This is a genomic window from Rouxiella badensis (assembly GCF_026967515.2).
GTDB lineage: Bacteria > Pseudomonadota > Gammaproteobacteria > Enterobacterales > Enterobacteriaceae > Rouxiella > Rouxiella badensis.
In genome coordinates this window covers 1,780,523-1,794,442 of record NZ_CP114062.1, presented here as the reverse complement: position 1 = coordinate 1,794,442, position 13,920 = coordinate 1,780,523, and the positions used below count along the sequence as shown (strand labels likewise).

General features: G+C 51.0%; 12 protein-coding genes. 4 read left to right on the top strand and 8 right to left on the bottom strand.

Annotated features, from left to right (window positions below; all coding sequences use genetic code 11):
- Positions 1-9 precede the first annotated feature (9 nt).
- From rstB to folM, 3 genes are all read right to left on the bottom strand, one after another.
- Entirely contained in the window at positions 10-1,314 is a 1,305-nt protein-coding gene (gene rstB, locus O1V65_RS08395; RefSeq protein WP_017493252.1) for a two-component system sensor histidine kinase RstB, read from the bottom strand.
- The gene (gene rstA, locus O1V65_RS08390; RefSeq protein WP_026110721.1) at positions 1,311-2,045 is read right to left on the bottom strand and encodes a two-component system response regulator RstA; all 735 of its coding nucleotides are present in this window, start codon (positions 2,043-2,045) and stop codon (positions 1,311-1,313) included. The genes rstB and rstA overlap by 4 nt, the downstream gene beginning before the upstream one ends.
- Positions 2,046-2,154: 109 nt before the next feature.
- On the bottom strand, positions 2,155-2,910 hold the full coding sequence (gene folM, locus O1V65_RS08385; RefSeq protein ID WP_051040090.1) for a dihydromonapterin reductase: 756 nt from the start codon (positions 2,908-2,910) through the stop codon (positions 2,155-2,157).
- Positions 2,911-3,048: 138 nt separating this feature from the next.
- Between folM and O1V65_RS08380 the strand changes: the two genes are divergently transcribed.
- Positions 3,049-3,471, top strand: coding sequence for a hypothetical protein (locus tag O1V65_RS08380; RefSeq protein WP_017493255.1), 423 nt, complete (start codon positions 3,049-3,051; stop codon positions 3,469-3,471).
- 145 nt (positions 3,472-3,616) lie between these two features.
- Here the strand turns inward: O1V65_RS08380 and ydgH are convergent, their stop codons facing one another.
- Positions 3,617-4,591: a DUF1471 family protein YdgH gene (gene ydgH, locus O1V65_RS08375; protein WP_017493256.1), complete on the bottom strand. Its 975-nt coding sequence runs from the start codon at positions 4,589-4,591 to the stop codon at positions 3,617-3,619.
- Between the two features lie 538 nt (positions 4,592-5,129).
- On the opposite strand from ydgH, the gene pntA reads away from it, so the two are divergent.
- Positions 5,130-6,659: a Re/Si-specific NAD(P)(+) transhydrogenase subunit alpha gene (gene pntA, locus O1V65_RS08370; RefSeq protein WP_165429471.1), complete on the top strand. Its 1,530-nt coding sequence runs from the start codon at positions 5,130-5,132 to the stop codon at positions 6,657-6,659.
- A gap of 10 nt (positions 6,660-6,669) precedes the next feature.
- Positions 6,670-8,061: a Re/Si-specific NAD(P)(+) transhydrogenase subunit beta gene (gene pntB / locus O1V65_RS08365; protein WP_017493258.1), complete on the top strand. Its 1,392-nt coding sequence runs from the start codon at positions 6,670-6,672 to the stop codon at positions 8,059-8,061.
- Positions 8,062-8,138: 77 nt separating this feature from the next.
- Here pntB and uspE read toward each other — a convergent pair whose 3' ends face one another.
- The 4 genes from uspE to O1V65_RS08345 all read right to left on the bottom strand — a co-directional run bounded on the left by uspE (position 8,139) and on the right by O1V65_RS08345 (position 12,945).
- Positions 8,139-9,110 carry a universal stress protein UspE gene (gene uspE, locus O1V65_RS08360; protein WP_269130412.1) on the bottom strand — a complete coding sequence of 324 codons (972 nt, stop codon included), beginning with the start codon at positions 9,108-9,110 and terminating at the stop codon, positions 8,139-8,141.
- Between the two features lie 282 nt (positions 9,111-9,392).
- Entirely contained in the window at positions 9,393-10,148 is a 756-nt protein-coding gene (locus O1V65_RS08355) for an FNR family transcription factor (protein ID WP_017493260.1), read from the bottom strand.
- Positions 10,149-10,849: 701 nt separating this feature from the next.
- Positions 10,850-12,070 (bottom strand): glycosyltransferase family protein, encoded by a 1,221-nt coding sequence (locus O1V65_RS08350; RefSeq protein WP_084912071.1) that lies wholly within the window; start codon positions 12,068-12,070, stop codon positions 10,850-10,852.
- Between the two features lie 62 nt (positions 12,071-12,132).
- Positions 12,133-12,945 carry a mannosyl-3-phosphoglycerate phosphatase-related protein gene (locus O1V65_RS08345; RefSeq protein ID WP_376783481.1) on the bottom strand — a complete coding sequence of 271 codons (813 nt, stop codon included), beginning with the start codon at positions 12,943-12,945 and terminating at the stop codon, positions 12,133-12,135.
- A gap of 289 nt (positions 12,946-13,234) precedes the next feature.
- Between O1V65_RS08345 and smrA the strand changes: the two genes are divergently transcribed.
- On the top strand, positions 13,235-13,810 hold the full coding sequence (gene smrA, locus O1V65_RS08340; RefSeq protein ID WP_269130411.1) for a DNA endonuclease SmrA: 576 nt from the start codon (positions 13,235-13,237) through the stop codon (positions 13,808-13,810).
- Positions 13,811-13,920: the final 110 nt, after the last annotated feature.

Here is a 13,920-nt window from a genome sequence, read left to right as displayed (position 1 = left end):
AGGCCCGATTTATTGCGGTTCAATAGCGAGATTAAATGTCGGTTTAATCGGCCAACTAAAGCGGATGCTTGCGCCGCCGAGCGGGCTGGAATCAACCATGACGCGCCCCTGATAGGCCACGGCAATCGAATGCACGATGGCCAATCCCAGCCCGCAGCCGCCGGTTGCACGGTCACGACTTGGGTCCAGCCTAACGAATGGCTCAAAAATTCTCAAACGCTCTTCCGGTGGAATGCCCGGACCATCGTCCTCAACCTGTAGGTTGGCTTCTTCACCCTGTAACCACAGGCTGATACGCAAATGCTTATGAGCGTAGCGCTGCGCGTTGTTGACCAGATTGTCGAGTACGCGCTCCATCAGGCGGAGGTCCACACCGCCGAAGTCGGCCGGTTTAGTCACATCGAGTTCTATCTCATGCTCGGTATTTACCAGACGGAAGTCATCGGCCTTGTCTTCAATCCATTCCGGCAGGTTGATTTTGGTTAAATGCAGCGCGACCTGTGGCCGGTCGAGACGGGCGTAGGTCAGCAGCTCGTCGATCAGCGATTCCAGCTGACCGATGTCACGGTTAATCGCCTGCTGTTCGGCCTCTGGCAGATTTTCACTGATGGCAAGCCGGTAACGTAGCCGGACCAGCGGCGTTCGCAGCTCGTGAGCGATACCGTCAATAAGCTGCTTCTTGCTCGCAATAAGGGTATTAATGTTGTCAGCCATCTGGTTAAAGGCAATTCCCAGACGATTGAGGCTCGACGTCGAGTCAAAATTGGTTCGTTCGTCGAGATGACCATTGCCAAGCCGCTGCGCCGAGTTTTCTAACTTAAGCAGGTCCTGCCAGTGTGGACGCATCCATAAAAATACCGGCAACGCTAACGACAGGCCGATGAAAATCAGCAGCCCCAAATCGAGCAAGCGCATTTCATGCATGTAAAACAGATATGGAATCGGCCCGACGACCAAAACATAGTTACTTCGCGGCACGCGCTGTATAAAGGTGTATTCGCTGTCGAGCGCCACAATTTCGCCGTCACGCAGTTGGGCGTCGAGTGCCGGGCTTAGCTTGCGCTTGCCCAGTGGCTCGATATGCAGTTTGAACGAGAGGTTCAGCTCAAGGGTGCTGATGGTCTTGTTCCAGTCTTTGATAGGAATTTCACGCAGCTCGCTTCGCATCAGATAGAGCGAACTTTTCATCAGGTCGTTCATCGACTGGCGACCGGTGCGCTCGGCGGTGACTTTGTAAACCAGTCCGACCAGCATTGCCATAACCAGGAAACACACCAGCAGCAGCAGGAAGAACTGAACGAAAAGTTTTCTCATTCCTGCACGGACTCCCAGGCGTTAGGGGCAAACAGATAACCTTTATTACGCACCGTTTTGATACGAAATGGTTCAAGCGCGTTGTCGTAAAGTTTGCGACGCAGGCGAGAGATAGCGACATCAATGCTGCGGTCGAGCCCGTCATAGCTCACGCCACGCAGGTTGAGCAGCAGCGCTTCACGGTCCATGATGCGGCCTGCGTGCGTGGCGAGCTCCCACAGAAGGTCAAAGTCTGAGGTTGAAAGGGTAATCGTTTCTTCACCCAGCGTGACTTCGCGGTTGACGGGATCAATGCACAGCTGGCCGAAGTGCAGGGCGTTGCTTTTCTGCATCGGTTTGCTGGTTTTCTCTGGCTCGGCGGTGGTAGACGTCGGGCGCTGGCGCAGGTGCAGCCGAAGACGCGCCAGCAGCACGGCCGGTGGCGTTGTTTTCAGAATATAGTCATTAGCGCCCATCTCGAGCGACAAAATATGGTTCATGTCGCTGTCCAGCGAGGTCAGCAACACGATGGGGCCGTCATAGGCCGGGCGCAGGTCGCGGCAGAGGGTCATGCCGTCTTTACCGGGAAGCATGATGTCGAGTAATACCAAATCGGGTTTTTCGACCGCGATTCTGTCTTGCGCCGTGTCTCCGCGAGGTTCAATAAGAACTTCAATGTCATGCTTGCCCAAATAGGCAGCGATCAGCTTACCCACCTCGGCGTCATCTTCTACAAAAACGATTTTATTCATTGGTTTGCTGTCAAGGTGAAAATCGGGTTCCAGCATAGCGCGAGCGGGGCATCAACGCCACGCCCGCAGTAGACTTCGTTCATATTAATAAACACAGGCAACCGCTGCGTCAGCGCAATCTTCTGCCGCCGTCAACGCCGAGTGTTTTGCCGGTCACATACTTACTGCGCATGATGTAATCAACCAGATTGACTATCTCACTTTCGCCCGGCTCAATCTTCATTAACGATTTATTTAACGCGTGCTCGCGGTATGAGGCGTCGTCCTCTGGGTTAAAGAGGATTAGCGCGGGTGCAATGGAGTTAACTTTGACCTCAGGTGCCAGCTTTCGTGCAAATGAGAGCGTCATATTATCCAGCGCTGCCTTGCTTGCCGAATAGGCGATGTGCTTTTTACTGCCTTTTTCCACCACGAAATCGGTAATGTGAATGATATCGGCGCCGGCCGTGCCCTGACCCCGCAGACATTCTTCCAGCTCGAGATTGAGCAGGTAAGGGGTGTAAACGTGGATTTGCAGCATCATCGCCATCGTATCCTGTGGTGCGGTGTCTGGCGACTCTGCGACCCATGAGCTGGCGTTATGAATGATGGCACGCAGTTTACCGGTTTGGGCACGCACTTTTTCAGCAAAGGCGAGTATCCCTGCATTTTCTGAAAAATCGGCCTGAATGCAGCATGCGCCTTTCTTAATCAGCTCCTCAAGGGCAGGGTAAGGTTGCCGATAACTCACGATTACCGGAATTTTTTTCTCTAGCATCGACTCAGCCAGAGCCAGTCCTATTCGCTTGGCGCCACCGGTGATAAGTACCGGTGCAGAAGGGATAAAATCGGTCAAGTAAAGCTCCTGAACTCGCTGGCAAAGCATCAATAAACTATGTCATTATATAAAGCTATGCCATTATATAGATGATTGTGTTTATCGTTTCAAAACATTATCTTCAAAAAGTAAGGTCTTTTCTAACACACGTTAGACGGGTTAGCACTGGCCCTGAGAGGAATGGAGATGGCTGATAGTCGCCTGGTACCCGATGCGCGCAGTGAAAAAGCGTCCTTTAACTACATGGAATACCTGTCCGCATCGTGCAAGAAGCAATGGAGTTTCCTCGATGCCATCCACGGCGTATTGCCTTTTTTTGGCATGGTGTTGAGGTCGCGAAGCACAGCCCAGGAAAAATCCAAACAAGACAAGCTTAATGCATTAGCGTTACAAGTTGTCTCGACGCAGGTGAGTGACGAAATCAATATCGTTCGACTGATTGAGTTGGCGCAGCAGCAGAATATTTACAGCGTTGATATTCATTTGCCTTATGGTTTGACCGAAGAGCAGCTGGCTGCCATTCAGGAAGAGTGCAAACATCCGCTGAAATTGACGCAACAGGATGAGCATTTAGCGGTAGAAATACTGCAAGACCCCTCAAAACATTAATTTCACTGCCCCTCGGGTCGTTGATTATTTCAGACCTGAGGGGGAGCGTTATCCCTACCCATGCTGTTCCCTGCCTGACGCTATCAAGGATACAACCAAAGGACGTGATGCCCTTCGGCTGTAGCCACTGCGCGCTCATTAAAACTTATTTGAACAGGTCTGCTGTGACGGTGAGGTTACCCCCGCTTTTGTTCTGCCACTGACGCGTGATGTGGTAGAACTTAGCACCCTGATCCGCCGCACGCTTGGCGACTTCTTCAGAGACGTCGGTGATGCTGTTGAAGTGGCCGGTGAAGGTCACGGTAGAGAACGGCGTCATCTGTGCCGCAGTCACGTTGTTCACTTCTTCGATTTTCTTGCCGTCTGGCAGAGTGACAGAGTAACGCTTACCGGTTGAAGACTGTGTCTGGAAGAACAGGCCTACATCGCGGCTTGGGCTTTCTGAAGATGCCACACCCGGGATTTCAACTTTCTTGGCTGCGGCACCGCCGGCTGCCAGCGCTGCACGACCTGCGTCAGAGTTGTACGGGATAGCATCCGGGCTTTGAGTCACACGCTTACGCGCATCTTTTTTGTAAACAAAGGCAGTCACGTACTGATTGCCGCCGTTATTGGCATCAATCTGGCGTACGATGAAGAAGGAGTAAGCCCCTTTGGCTTTTGCGGCCTCAGCAATAGCCTGAATGACGTCAGGCTGGCTGTGGAACAGGCCGCTGACGGTAACGGTATCGAAAGGCTCTAACTCATAGGCCACTTCTTTTGGCAGCTGTTTCACGCCGCTAACGCCGTTAACGCTGTTAAGCACCGGCTTTGGGCTGACCTTAGGCGCATCTTTATGATAAAGGTCGGCAACTACGCGCCAGTTGCCGCTTTCGCTTACACTGTTAGTGTCCAGAATATAGAAGTAATCCGCGCCTTTATCGTCGGCGCGTTTAGATGCTTCATCAGAGGCATCGCCCAGATTGTTAAAATGGCCAGTAAATGCAATGCGATCAAAGGGCTTCAGGGCGGCTGCTTTCTCGGGACTGATCTCTTCTGCCGCCTGTGCTGCAGACAAAACAGAGAATTGCGAGATTAACAAAACAACGGCCGATGCGATGATCGTTTTCGTCTGCTTCATAAAAAATCCTTTCACCTTGCGCAGTAATGTTGAAACATGCTGAATTATTGATGTGTAACAGATTAGCTCCCGATTATTGCATGTAATAATGGCGAGCGCTTTAGTAATTTTTTAAATGCTTTAAGTCTGTAATCGCTAGCCTGGTCACTTTATTTTGCCCTGATAACTTATATAAGTTTCGTGATGGAGTAAATAAGTGAAATAAATGTTAATTATTTACATTTTCCTCACTTTTGTGCCCGCCGTTGGCGAATAGACATCATCATGCAAGAGTGATTCATCTGGTATTTTTACCTCATTGAAGTGAATTAAATATGAAAATTACCGGCTTTGCAGTGCTATCGAGGCTTATGCCGTTTTTAGGTGATTTAATCCTCATTAATGCGGTTTCCTTATAGCTTATTAACCCGATATTCAGTAGGTTATAGCCGGCCTGAAAATTCCGTCAGTATTTCGGCGAAACAAGCCGACAGGTTTTTAATTTTTGTATCTACATCGATGATATGCATCATCAAATAAAAGGGTGAAGGGAATAATTATGCGTATTGGTATACCAAGAGAACGGTTGACCAATGAAGCCCGCGTTGCAGCAACACCGAAAACGGTGGAACAACTGCTGAAACTCGGCTTTACAGTCGCCATTGAGCAGGGCGCAGGTAAACTGGCCAGTTTTGACGACGCGGCTTATGAAGCAGCCGGTGCTACGGTTGAAGCGGGAGACGCCGTCTGGCATTCCGACATCGTCATGAAGGTCAATGCCCCTCTGGACGACGAAATCGAAAAGCTGCAGGCAGGCTCCACGCTGGTGAGCTTTATCTGGCCAGCCCAAAATCCTGAGCTGATTCAGAAACTGGCTGAACGCAACGTCACTGCGCTGGCAATGGACTCTGTACCGCGTATCTCTCGTGCACAGTCAATGGACGCCCTCAGCTCGATGGCCAACATCGCAGGCTATCGCGCAATCGTTGAGGCCGCACACGAATTCGGACGCTTCTTTACCGGTCAGATTACGGCCGCAGGTAAAGTTCCTCCTGCCAAAGTGATGATCATCGGTGCGGGCGTTGCCGGTCTGGCTGCTATCGGTGCTGCGGGCAGCCTGGGTGCCATCGTGCGCGCCTTCGATACGCGTCCTGAAGTAAAAGAACAAGTTCAAAGTATGGGCGCCGAGTTCCTCGAGCTCGACTTCGAAGAAGAAGCAGGCAACGGCGACGGCTATGCCAAAGTCATGTCTGAGGCCTTTATCAAGGCCGAGATGGCGCTGTTTGCTGCTCAGGCGGAAGAAGTTGACATCATTGTCACCACCGCGCTTATCCCAGGCCGTCCGGCACCTAAGCTGATTACCCGCGAAATGGTTGAATCCATGAAGTCGGGCAGCGTGATTGTTGACCTCGCGGCGCAAACCGGCGGCAACTGTGAGCTGACTGTCGCGGATACCATCACAGTGACCCCGAACGGCGTGAAAATCATCGGTTACACCGATTTGCCAAGCCGTTTGCCGACCCAGTCTTCCCAGCTGTACGGTACTAACTTAGTTAACCTGCTGAAACTGCTGTGCAAAGAGAAAAACGGAGAAATCGAGATCGATTTCGAAGATACCGTTGTGCGCGGCGTGACTGTGGTTAAAACCGGCGAAGTGACTTGGCCGGCTCCGCCGATTCAGGTTTCTGCTCAGCCACAGGCGGCCAAGGTTGAAGCCCCTGTCGCCAAAGAGGCCGCCAAGCCTGCCTCCCCATGGACCAAATACATCATTATGGCGATTGCCGTGGTGCTGTTTGGCTGGTTGGCCGATGTCGCTCCGAAAGAGTTTCTGTCCCACTTTACCGTCTTCGCGCTCTCCTGCGTGGTTGGCTACTATGTGGTCTGGAACGTCAGCCATGCGCTGCATACGCCTTTGATGGCGGTAACCAACGCAATTTCCGGCATCATTGTGGTCGGGGCATTGCTGCAGATTGGGCACGGCGGCTGGGTGAGCTTCCTGTCCTTCGTGGCGGTACTGATTGCCAGTATCAATATATTTGGCGGATTTACCGTCACTCAGCGCATGCTGAAAATGTTTCGTAAGAATTAAGGGGTAGCATATGTCTGGGGGTTTAGTTACAGCTGCATACATTGTTGCCGCTATTCTGTTTATTTTCAGCCTTGCGGGACTGTCCAAGCATGAGACGTCCAAGCAGGGGAATATCTTTGGCATGACCGGGATGGCGATCGCGCTTATCGTCACCATCCTTGGCCCTGACTCCGGTCACGTTGGCTGGATTATTCTGGCTATGGTTATCGGCGGCGCTATTGGCATCTATCTGGCACGTAAAGTCGAAATGACTCAAATGCCGGAACTGGTTGCGATTTTGCACAGCTTTGTCGGTCTCGCTGCGGTGCTGGTGGGGTACAACAGCTATCTCGACCACGGCGCAGTGCCGATGGACGGAGTGATGGAAAACATCCATCTGGTCGAAGTGTTTCTCGGTATCTTCATCGGTGCTGTGACCTTCACCGGATCTATTGTTGCGTTCGGTAAGCTGCGCGGTATTTTTTCTTCAAAACCGCTGGCTCTGCCGCATCGTCACAAGCTGAATCTGGCGGCGCTGGTGGTGTCATTCCTGCTGCTCGTCGTGTTTGTCCGTGCTGAAAGCGTGGGGACACAGGTGTTTGCGCTGCTGATTATGACCGTCATCGCGCTGGCTTTCGGCTGGCATCTGGTCTCGTCAATTGGCGGTGCAGACATGCCGGTTGTCGTTTCTATGCTGAACTCCTACTCAGGTTGGGCGGCAGCGGCTGCAGGCTTCATGCTGAGCAACGACCTGCTGATCGTGACCGGTGCTCTGGTCGGTTCTTCGGGTGCGATTCTGTCTTACATCATGTGTAAGGCGATGAATCGTTCGTTTATCAGCGTTATTGCCGGTGGTTTCGGTACCGACAGCTCCTCGACTGGCGATGACCAGGAAATGGGCGAGTATCGTGAAATTAACGCGGAAGACGTGGCAGATATGCTGAAAAACGCCTCCTCGGTCATTATCACCCCTGGCTACGGCATGGCGGTGGCGCAGGCGCAGTATCCGGTTCAGGATATTACGGCTCGACTGCGTGCCAAAGGGGTGAAAGTGCGCTTTGGTATTCATCCGGTGGCCGGACGTCTGCCAGGCCACATGAACGTACTGTTGGCTGAGGCGAAGGTGCCTTACGACATCGTGCTCGAGATGGACGAAATCAACGACGACTTCAGCGACACCGACGTGGTGCTGGTTATCGGTGCCAATGACACCGTTAACCCAGCCGCGCAGGAAGACCCACGCAGTCCGATCGCCGGTATGCCGGTGCTGGAAGTGTGGAAAGCGCAAAACGTTATCGTGTTTAAGCGTTCTATGAGCACCGGTTACGCTGGCGTTCAGAACCCGCTGTTCTTTAAAGAGAACACGCAGATGCTGTTTGGTGATGCCAAAGAGAGCGTCGAAGGGATCCTGCGCGCGCTCTAAGCGATGCTGTAGTTTCCAGATAAAAAAAGCCAGTCGCGATGACTGGCTTTTTTATTGCCCAAACCTAACCGAAAACGCTATTCGGCGTCGGTATCCTTGATATTTGCTCCGCTCTCTTCGAGAGAAATAGGGCAGACAAAATCGTCGGGCTTAATCGCCAGCAGGTCGCATTTCAAATGATCGATAACCTGCTCGGTAGTGTTGCCGAGAAACGCGGCAGACAGTCCCGTGCGGCCAATCGACCCTAAGACTACGACGCCGGCTTGCAAATGCTCAGCCAGATCGGGGATGACTTCTTCAGGCAGTCCTTTTTCAACGTGAGTGTATTTCTCGTCTAGCTGGAACTTTTGTCGTAACGCTTTCATGGCAATCAAGTGCTGACCGCGAATGGCATCGTTATAAACGCTAGGGTCGAAATCAGGCAGTTCGATGGCAATGTTGATAGGGGTTACGGGGTAGGCACCCACCAGATGAACCTCGGTCTGGTTAACGTGCGAGGCGACCTCAAGGGTTTCCTTGACCAATTTAATGTTCAGCGGGTCGTGATAGGGCTCTTCACTCGACAGGTTGACGGCAACCACCGCTTTACCGCCCTCCGGCCAAGGTTGGTCTTTAACCATCCACACCGGACAAGGGCATTTGCGCAGCAAATTCCAGTCGGTAGGCGTAAAGATGACGGACTCGAGGCGGTCGTGCTGGTGGGCCATTTTCAACAGCAGGTCGTGCTGTCCGGCAAGGACCTCGTGAATGATGGCTTCAAAGGGTTTGTTGTGCCATACCACTTTAATGTCGATAGGAATGCCTGCTTCGACGTAGTAGTGGCACTGTTCTGTAATCCATGCGCTTCTTTCGCTTATCACACCCTGACGCATGGCGGTGCGTTCTTCAGGGGACAGCATGGTGGTCATTTCGTAGGAAAAATCATAGATCGACAGGAAGGCTTTGATCTTCCCACCGTTGCGTTGAACAAGATAGACCGCGCGACGCAGCGCCGGCTGGTCATCCTGGTTGGGGTCAATAGCGACCAGAAGGTTCTGATACTTGGCCAAAGGAGCCTCCTTAACATCTGTGATTGAAAGCGCACAGGGCGCCATTTTCTCAAGGAAAGTCAAAACCCGTTAAAAGAGAACGCAAAAGAGAAGCCAAATGCAAACGCTTAAGCTGTCGCCTTATCGATGGACGAAAAGAGCCCGCGTTATAGTTATAGAGTAAACCAGGATGGACAAACAGAACAGAGGATAAATTGAACCGGATCAATAAAGTAAATCAATAAAATAGACAAATTATTGATCCGGTATTTGACGCCTCGGGCAGGGTGCCCGAAAGCGCAGCTACGAAACCAGCGAAATAGGGTTTCCGGCCAGCACCGACAGCGCGTTATGGTCTTCAATCGTAATGTATTTACCTTTTACGCTGAGCATGCCAGATTTCTGGAAACGCCCGAGCAGGCGGCTGATCGTTTCCACGGTCAGGCCGAGGTAATTACCGATATCGCCGCGCGTCATCGTCAGGCGAAACTCGCGCTGCGAGAAGCCGCGCTGTGAAAAACGGCGAGCAAGGTTATAGATAAAGGCTGACAGGCGCTCTTCTGCGTTCTTTTTGGAAAGCAGTAGGATCATATCTTGGTCGCCTTTGATTTCGCCGCTCATCAGCCGCATCATTTGCTGACGCAGTTTTGGCAGTTTTCCAGAAAGATCATCGACCGTTTCGAAAGGTATTTCGCAAACCATTGAGGTTTCAAGCGCCTGCGCAAAGCTTGGGTGTTGCAGACCCGCGATAGCGTCAAAGCCAACCAGGTCACCCGCGAGGTGGAAACCGGTAATCTGCTCGTCACCTTGTTCTGTGATGGTGTAACTCTTGATGGTGCCGGAACGGATAGCATAGAGAGACTTGAGTTCGTCACCGGCTTTAAAAAGAGTCTGCCCTTTTTGAATCGGTTTTTTACGCTCGATAATGTTGTCGAGTTGGTCTAACTCATGCTCATTCAAAGTGAAGGGAATACACAGCTGACTGATGCTGCAATCCTGGCAGTGAATTGCACAACCACCAGATTGGATACGCCGAATAATACGTTTTTCCGGGATCATAGGTTTCGCTCTCGCAATATTGATATGCGTCAATTTTAACATCTTTTGCAATGAGTGATAAGTGTAAGTTTTGTCCCGAAAGAGGTATTTAGTTAAAAACCACGATTTTTAAGGGGTTTTTTATAAATATTTTTTGATCTAACGACAAATAAGCGGTCATTTCGGCCAGAACTCTTAGGCGAATATATAAAAAGAGTCTCGTTTACGTCAATTTTTTTGCATCCCGGCAACGCGGATTGGAGCAAAGGTTGATCGATTTTTGCAGGCGGAGTAAACAGGCCGGGCAAAATAAGCGCAGGCGCGACGTTAATTTAAAATTCATTTTATTCAGTAAGTTGTGATTTTCACGCGCTGTGAAATCAAATTTCATGCCAACATTTTAGGTTTGTCGGGTATTTCGTACTAATACGGATTGATGTTATTGCAATGTTATTTTTGACAGGCCATAAGCAGGAAGTGTGTCAATAAGTGCAGGTGAAATGGCGAAAATAACTCGTGGGAGTTATTGACCGCTGGCGGCTGAAATTAATTTTAATCAAATAGGGTTTTAAATCAGCGGGTCACAATACCGTACGCGTAGAAATTATGACTATTAATTTATCGCTGATTAATTGCGGCAGAATAATGTAATAAAATTGTGAACGGATAAATCTATTAAGCAGTAGGGCGTCACAATAAATCCTGTGACGCCCGGTCTTATCTTAAACGTTACCTTTGTTGTCTTCTTCTACCGCATCGTGAATACGTTCCAGCATGTCCGGGAACGCCGACTGAACGCGGCTCCAGCTCGGAATAAACGGCTTTTCACTCGGCGTATCGACGAATGCCAAACCGGCTTCCATGATTGCCCCTGAGAACAGCTCAACCGCCGACTCTTCGCTGTGGCGGTCAAACTTCAGGCCGTTCATTCGCGCGTCATGCTCGAAGCCGTCAATCATGTCCAACGCGTTGCGGTAGTAGGTGGCTTTGAGAATGCGGAACGATTCGCTGGTGATCGGCACGCCCAGAATCGCCATCTTGCGATACAGTGCCTTGGTAATGTCGATACTCATGCGCTGTAGGCCATTGCTCGCGTCATCTTCAGACATTGGCTGATGTTTGTGGTCATAGTTATCGGCGATATCGACCTGACAGATGCGCTTGGTGGCCGTATTGCGATGCAGCTCCGACAGCACGCCAATCTCAAGACCCCAGTCACTCGGAATGCGCAAATCGTTGAGTACGTGGGTACGCATAGCGAATTCGCCGGAGAGGGGATAACGGAAGCTGCGCAGGTATTCGAGAAACTCGGAGTTTCCATAAACGATTTGCAGCGATTTCAGCAGTGGAAACACCAACAGGCGTCCCACGCGGCCGTTGAACTTACCGTCAGCCACTCGCGCGTAATAGCCCTTACAGAAATCATAGTGGAAATTAGGGTTCGCGACCGGATACATCAGGCGAGCCAGCATGTCCCGGCTATAAGTGACGATGTCACAATCATGCAGGCCGACCACCGTGGTACGGCGCGAAGCGAGCGTGTAACCGACGCAAAACCACACATTGCGGCCTTTGCCCGGTTCCATTGGCGAAAGGTTCTCTTTCTTTAACTCTTCATCGATCGCCTTCAGGCGTGGGCCATCGTTCCACAAAATACGGTGACGTTGTGGCAGGCGAGAGAAAAATTCGCGTGCAAATAGAAACTGATCGCGGTCTGCGCGATCTAAACCAATGACAATCTCTTCCAGGTAAGGAACCTTGGTCAACTCGTCAACAATCTTGCTCAACGCCGGCCCTTCAAGCTCCGAGAACAGAGAAGGGAGGATAAGCCCCATCGAGCGTCGACCCGAGAACACCTGCAGATCGTATTCTAATTCTTCTAATTTTCTTTTCGTGAGGTTGTGAAAATTAGTAATGATACCGTCCTGATAAAATTCGCTCATAGGCATCCTCAATTTATTTAAAAGAACATCAAAAAAACCACACAGGGCAAAACGTGAATCTGTTAACGGTCGATAAGGTGGTCCAGTCCCTCTTTCCAGCCTTCGGGACCGTATTGTTCGGTGCGAAATACGTTTACACCTTCTTTGACTGGCATTTTATGGTCATGGTGACCTCGAATGACCACCGCATAATCTGAAGCATTAAGCATGCCAATATCGTTGGGGCCGTCGCCGAGTGCGATGCTAACAACGGGTTTTCCGGCCCTCTCTGCGTAGCAGTCGCTCAGCCATTTCACCGCCGGGCCTTTCCCTGCATCGGCCCCCATCACGTGCCAGAAGCGACCACCGCGCGTAAGAGCCAGTTTCTCTTGATGCAGATATTTTTCGAAACGGGCGAAGTCGAGGCTGTTACCAAACCAGATAATCGGTTCAGAGGCTTCGCGCTGCATGGCCAGTTTGGCATTCTCAAGCGGAAGCCCGGTCCAGTCGATCACCTGCTGGGCGTTAACGTCACCGAAACCGCGAAATTCAAAATCGTAGCGCTGGCGTAACGCGACCAGAACATGACGAATGTCTTCGTAAGCGGCGCCAATAATGTGCCCCGAAGTCGACGATTCGTGCTTTTGCCAACGGTCTGGCAAACCTATCAACGCACCATTTTCGGCAATGAAAGGTACCTCAGTAAGTTCTAACTTTCTCTGGAGTTCTGCGACCTCGGCCGCCGTTTTGCTGGTGGTTAGAACCACCGGAACCTTCGCCGCACTCAGTGTGTTCAACCATTCCTGCGCTGGCTGCCAGTCGTAGCTGTGGTGGTCTAGCAGCGATCCGTCGAGGTCAGTAAATACAACCAGATTGTCATCAAGGTACGGCATCATTTCTCCTCAAAATGAATGGAAACAGAAACGACCAAGCATCAGAATTATTCCACTCCAGGGCCTAAGTATAGCCCTAAATCAATAAGCCATTTTTTTGAGCGATAAATAACAGACTGTGGAACAGGGAGTTATATGATTCTTATCTTTGAAGCGGTGAGAGCGGTCGGGCAGGATATTGCAGCCTGCACTTTTTTCTATACACTCAGTTCTTAAGCCTGACCGTCACCGCTTCAGGGTGCCGGTCAGGTTTGAGAACGTGAAAATCTAATAAAACGTCGGGAGGGTGACGATGAAAAATGATGATGAAAATGATGATTTTCTGTTTTCACAGGAAATGGTCGGCGTCCACAAACTCTCAGATAACAATCAGGTGGTTTACCTCAAAAACCATCAAAAAGCGGCACGGCCTCAGACGCCGGACGTAACTGAACCTGAAAATATTCTGACTACCGGCTTTCTTGACGTCATCGACTGCGCCGAACCGCTGGAATATAAGCAGGCGGGCGTGCAGCAGGGCGTCCTGGATAAGCTGCGTCAGGGGAAATATCCGCTCGAAGCCAGCCTTAACCTTCTCCGCAAACCGGTCGAGACCTGTCGTCAGGAACTGTTTAGCTTTTTTCTGCAGGCACAGGCGCAGAATCTACGCACCTTGCTGATCGTTCACGGCCGTGGCAGGCATGACGAGAGCCATGCCAATATCGTGCGCAGCTATCTCGCCAAATGGCTCAGGCAGCTTGACGAGGTGCAGGCTTTCAGCGTGGCAACCGGCAAGGACGGCGGGGCAGGAGCCTGCTATGTCGCGCTTAAAAAATCGCCTCAGGCTAAGCAGGAGAACTGGGAAAGGCACGCCAAACACAGTCGTTAAATCTAAATTAAACAATCGGGAAGTAACATTTTAAGCGTTGGCACCGTTAACGCAGGGTTTAACAAAAACTGTATACTCTTGGCCCTACCTAATTTATCCCTATGTTAACC

Coding starts and splice junctions, on each gene's coding strand:
- rstB (WP_017493252.1), bottom strand. CDS start 1,314: ATGAGAAAACTTTTCGTTCAGTTCTTCCTGCTGCTGCTGGTGTGTTTC.
- rstA (WP_026110721.1), bottom strand. CDS start 2,045: ATGAATAAAATCGTTTTTGTAGAAGATGACGCCGAGGTGGGTAAGCTG.
- folM (WP_051040090.1), bottom strand. CDS start 2,910: ATGCTTTGCCAGCGAGTTCAGGAGCTTTACTTGACCGATTTTATCCCT.
- O1V65_RS08380 (WP_017493255.1), top strand. CDS start 3,049: ATGGCTGATAGTCGCCTGGTACCCGATGCGCGCAGTGAAAAAGCGTCC.
- ydgH (WP_017493256.1), bottom strand. CDS start 4,591: ATGAAGCAGACGAAAACGATCATCGCATCGGCCGTTGTTTTGTTAATC.
- pntA (WP_165429471.1), top strand. CDS start 5,130: ATGCGTATTGGTATACCAAGAGAACGGTTGACCAATGAAGCCCGCGTT.
- pntB (WP_017493258.1), top strand. CDS start 6,670: ATGTCTGGGGGTTTAGTTACAGCTGCATACATTGTTGCCGCTATTCTG.
- O1V65_RS08355 (WP_017493260.1), bottom strand. CDS start 10,148: ATGATCCCGGAAAAACGTATTATTCGGCGTATCCAATCTGGTGGTTGT.
- O1V65_RS08350 (WP_084912071.1), bottom strand. CDS start 12,070: ATGAGCGAATTTTATCAGGACGGTATCATTACTAATTTTCACAACCTC.
- O1V65_RS08345 (WP_376783481.1), bottom strand. CDS start 12,945: ATGATGCCGTACCTTGATGACAATCTGGTTGTATTTACTGACCTCGAC.
- smrA (WP_269130411.1), top strand. CDS start 13,235: ATGAAAAATGATGATGAAAATGATGATTTTCTGTTTTCACAGGAAATG.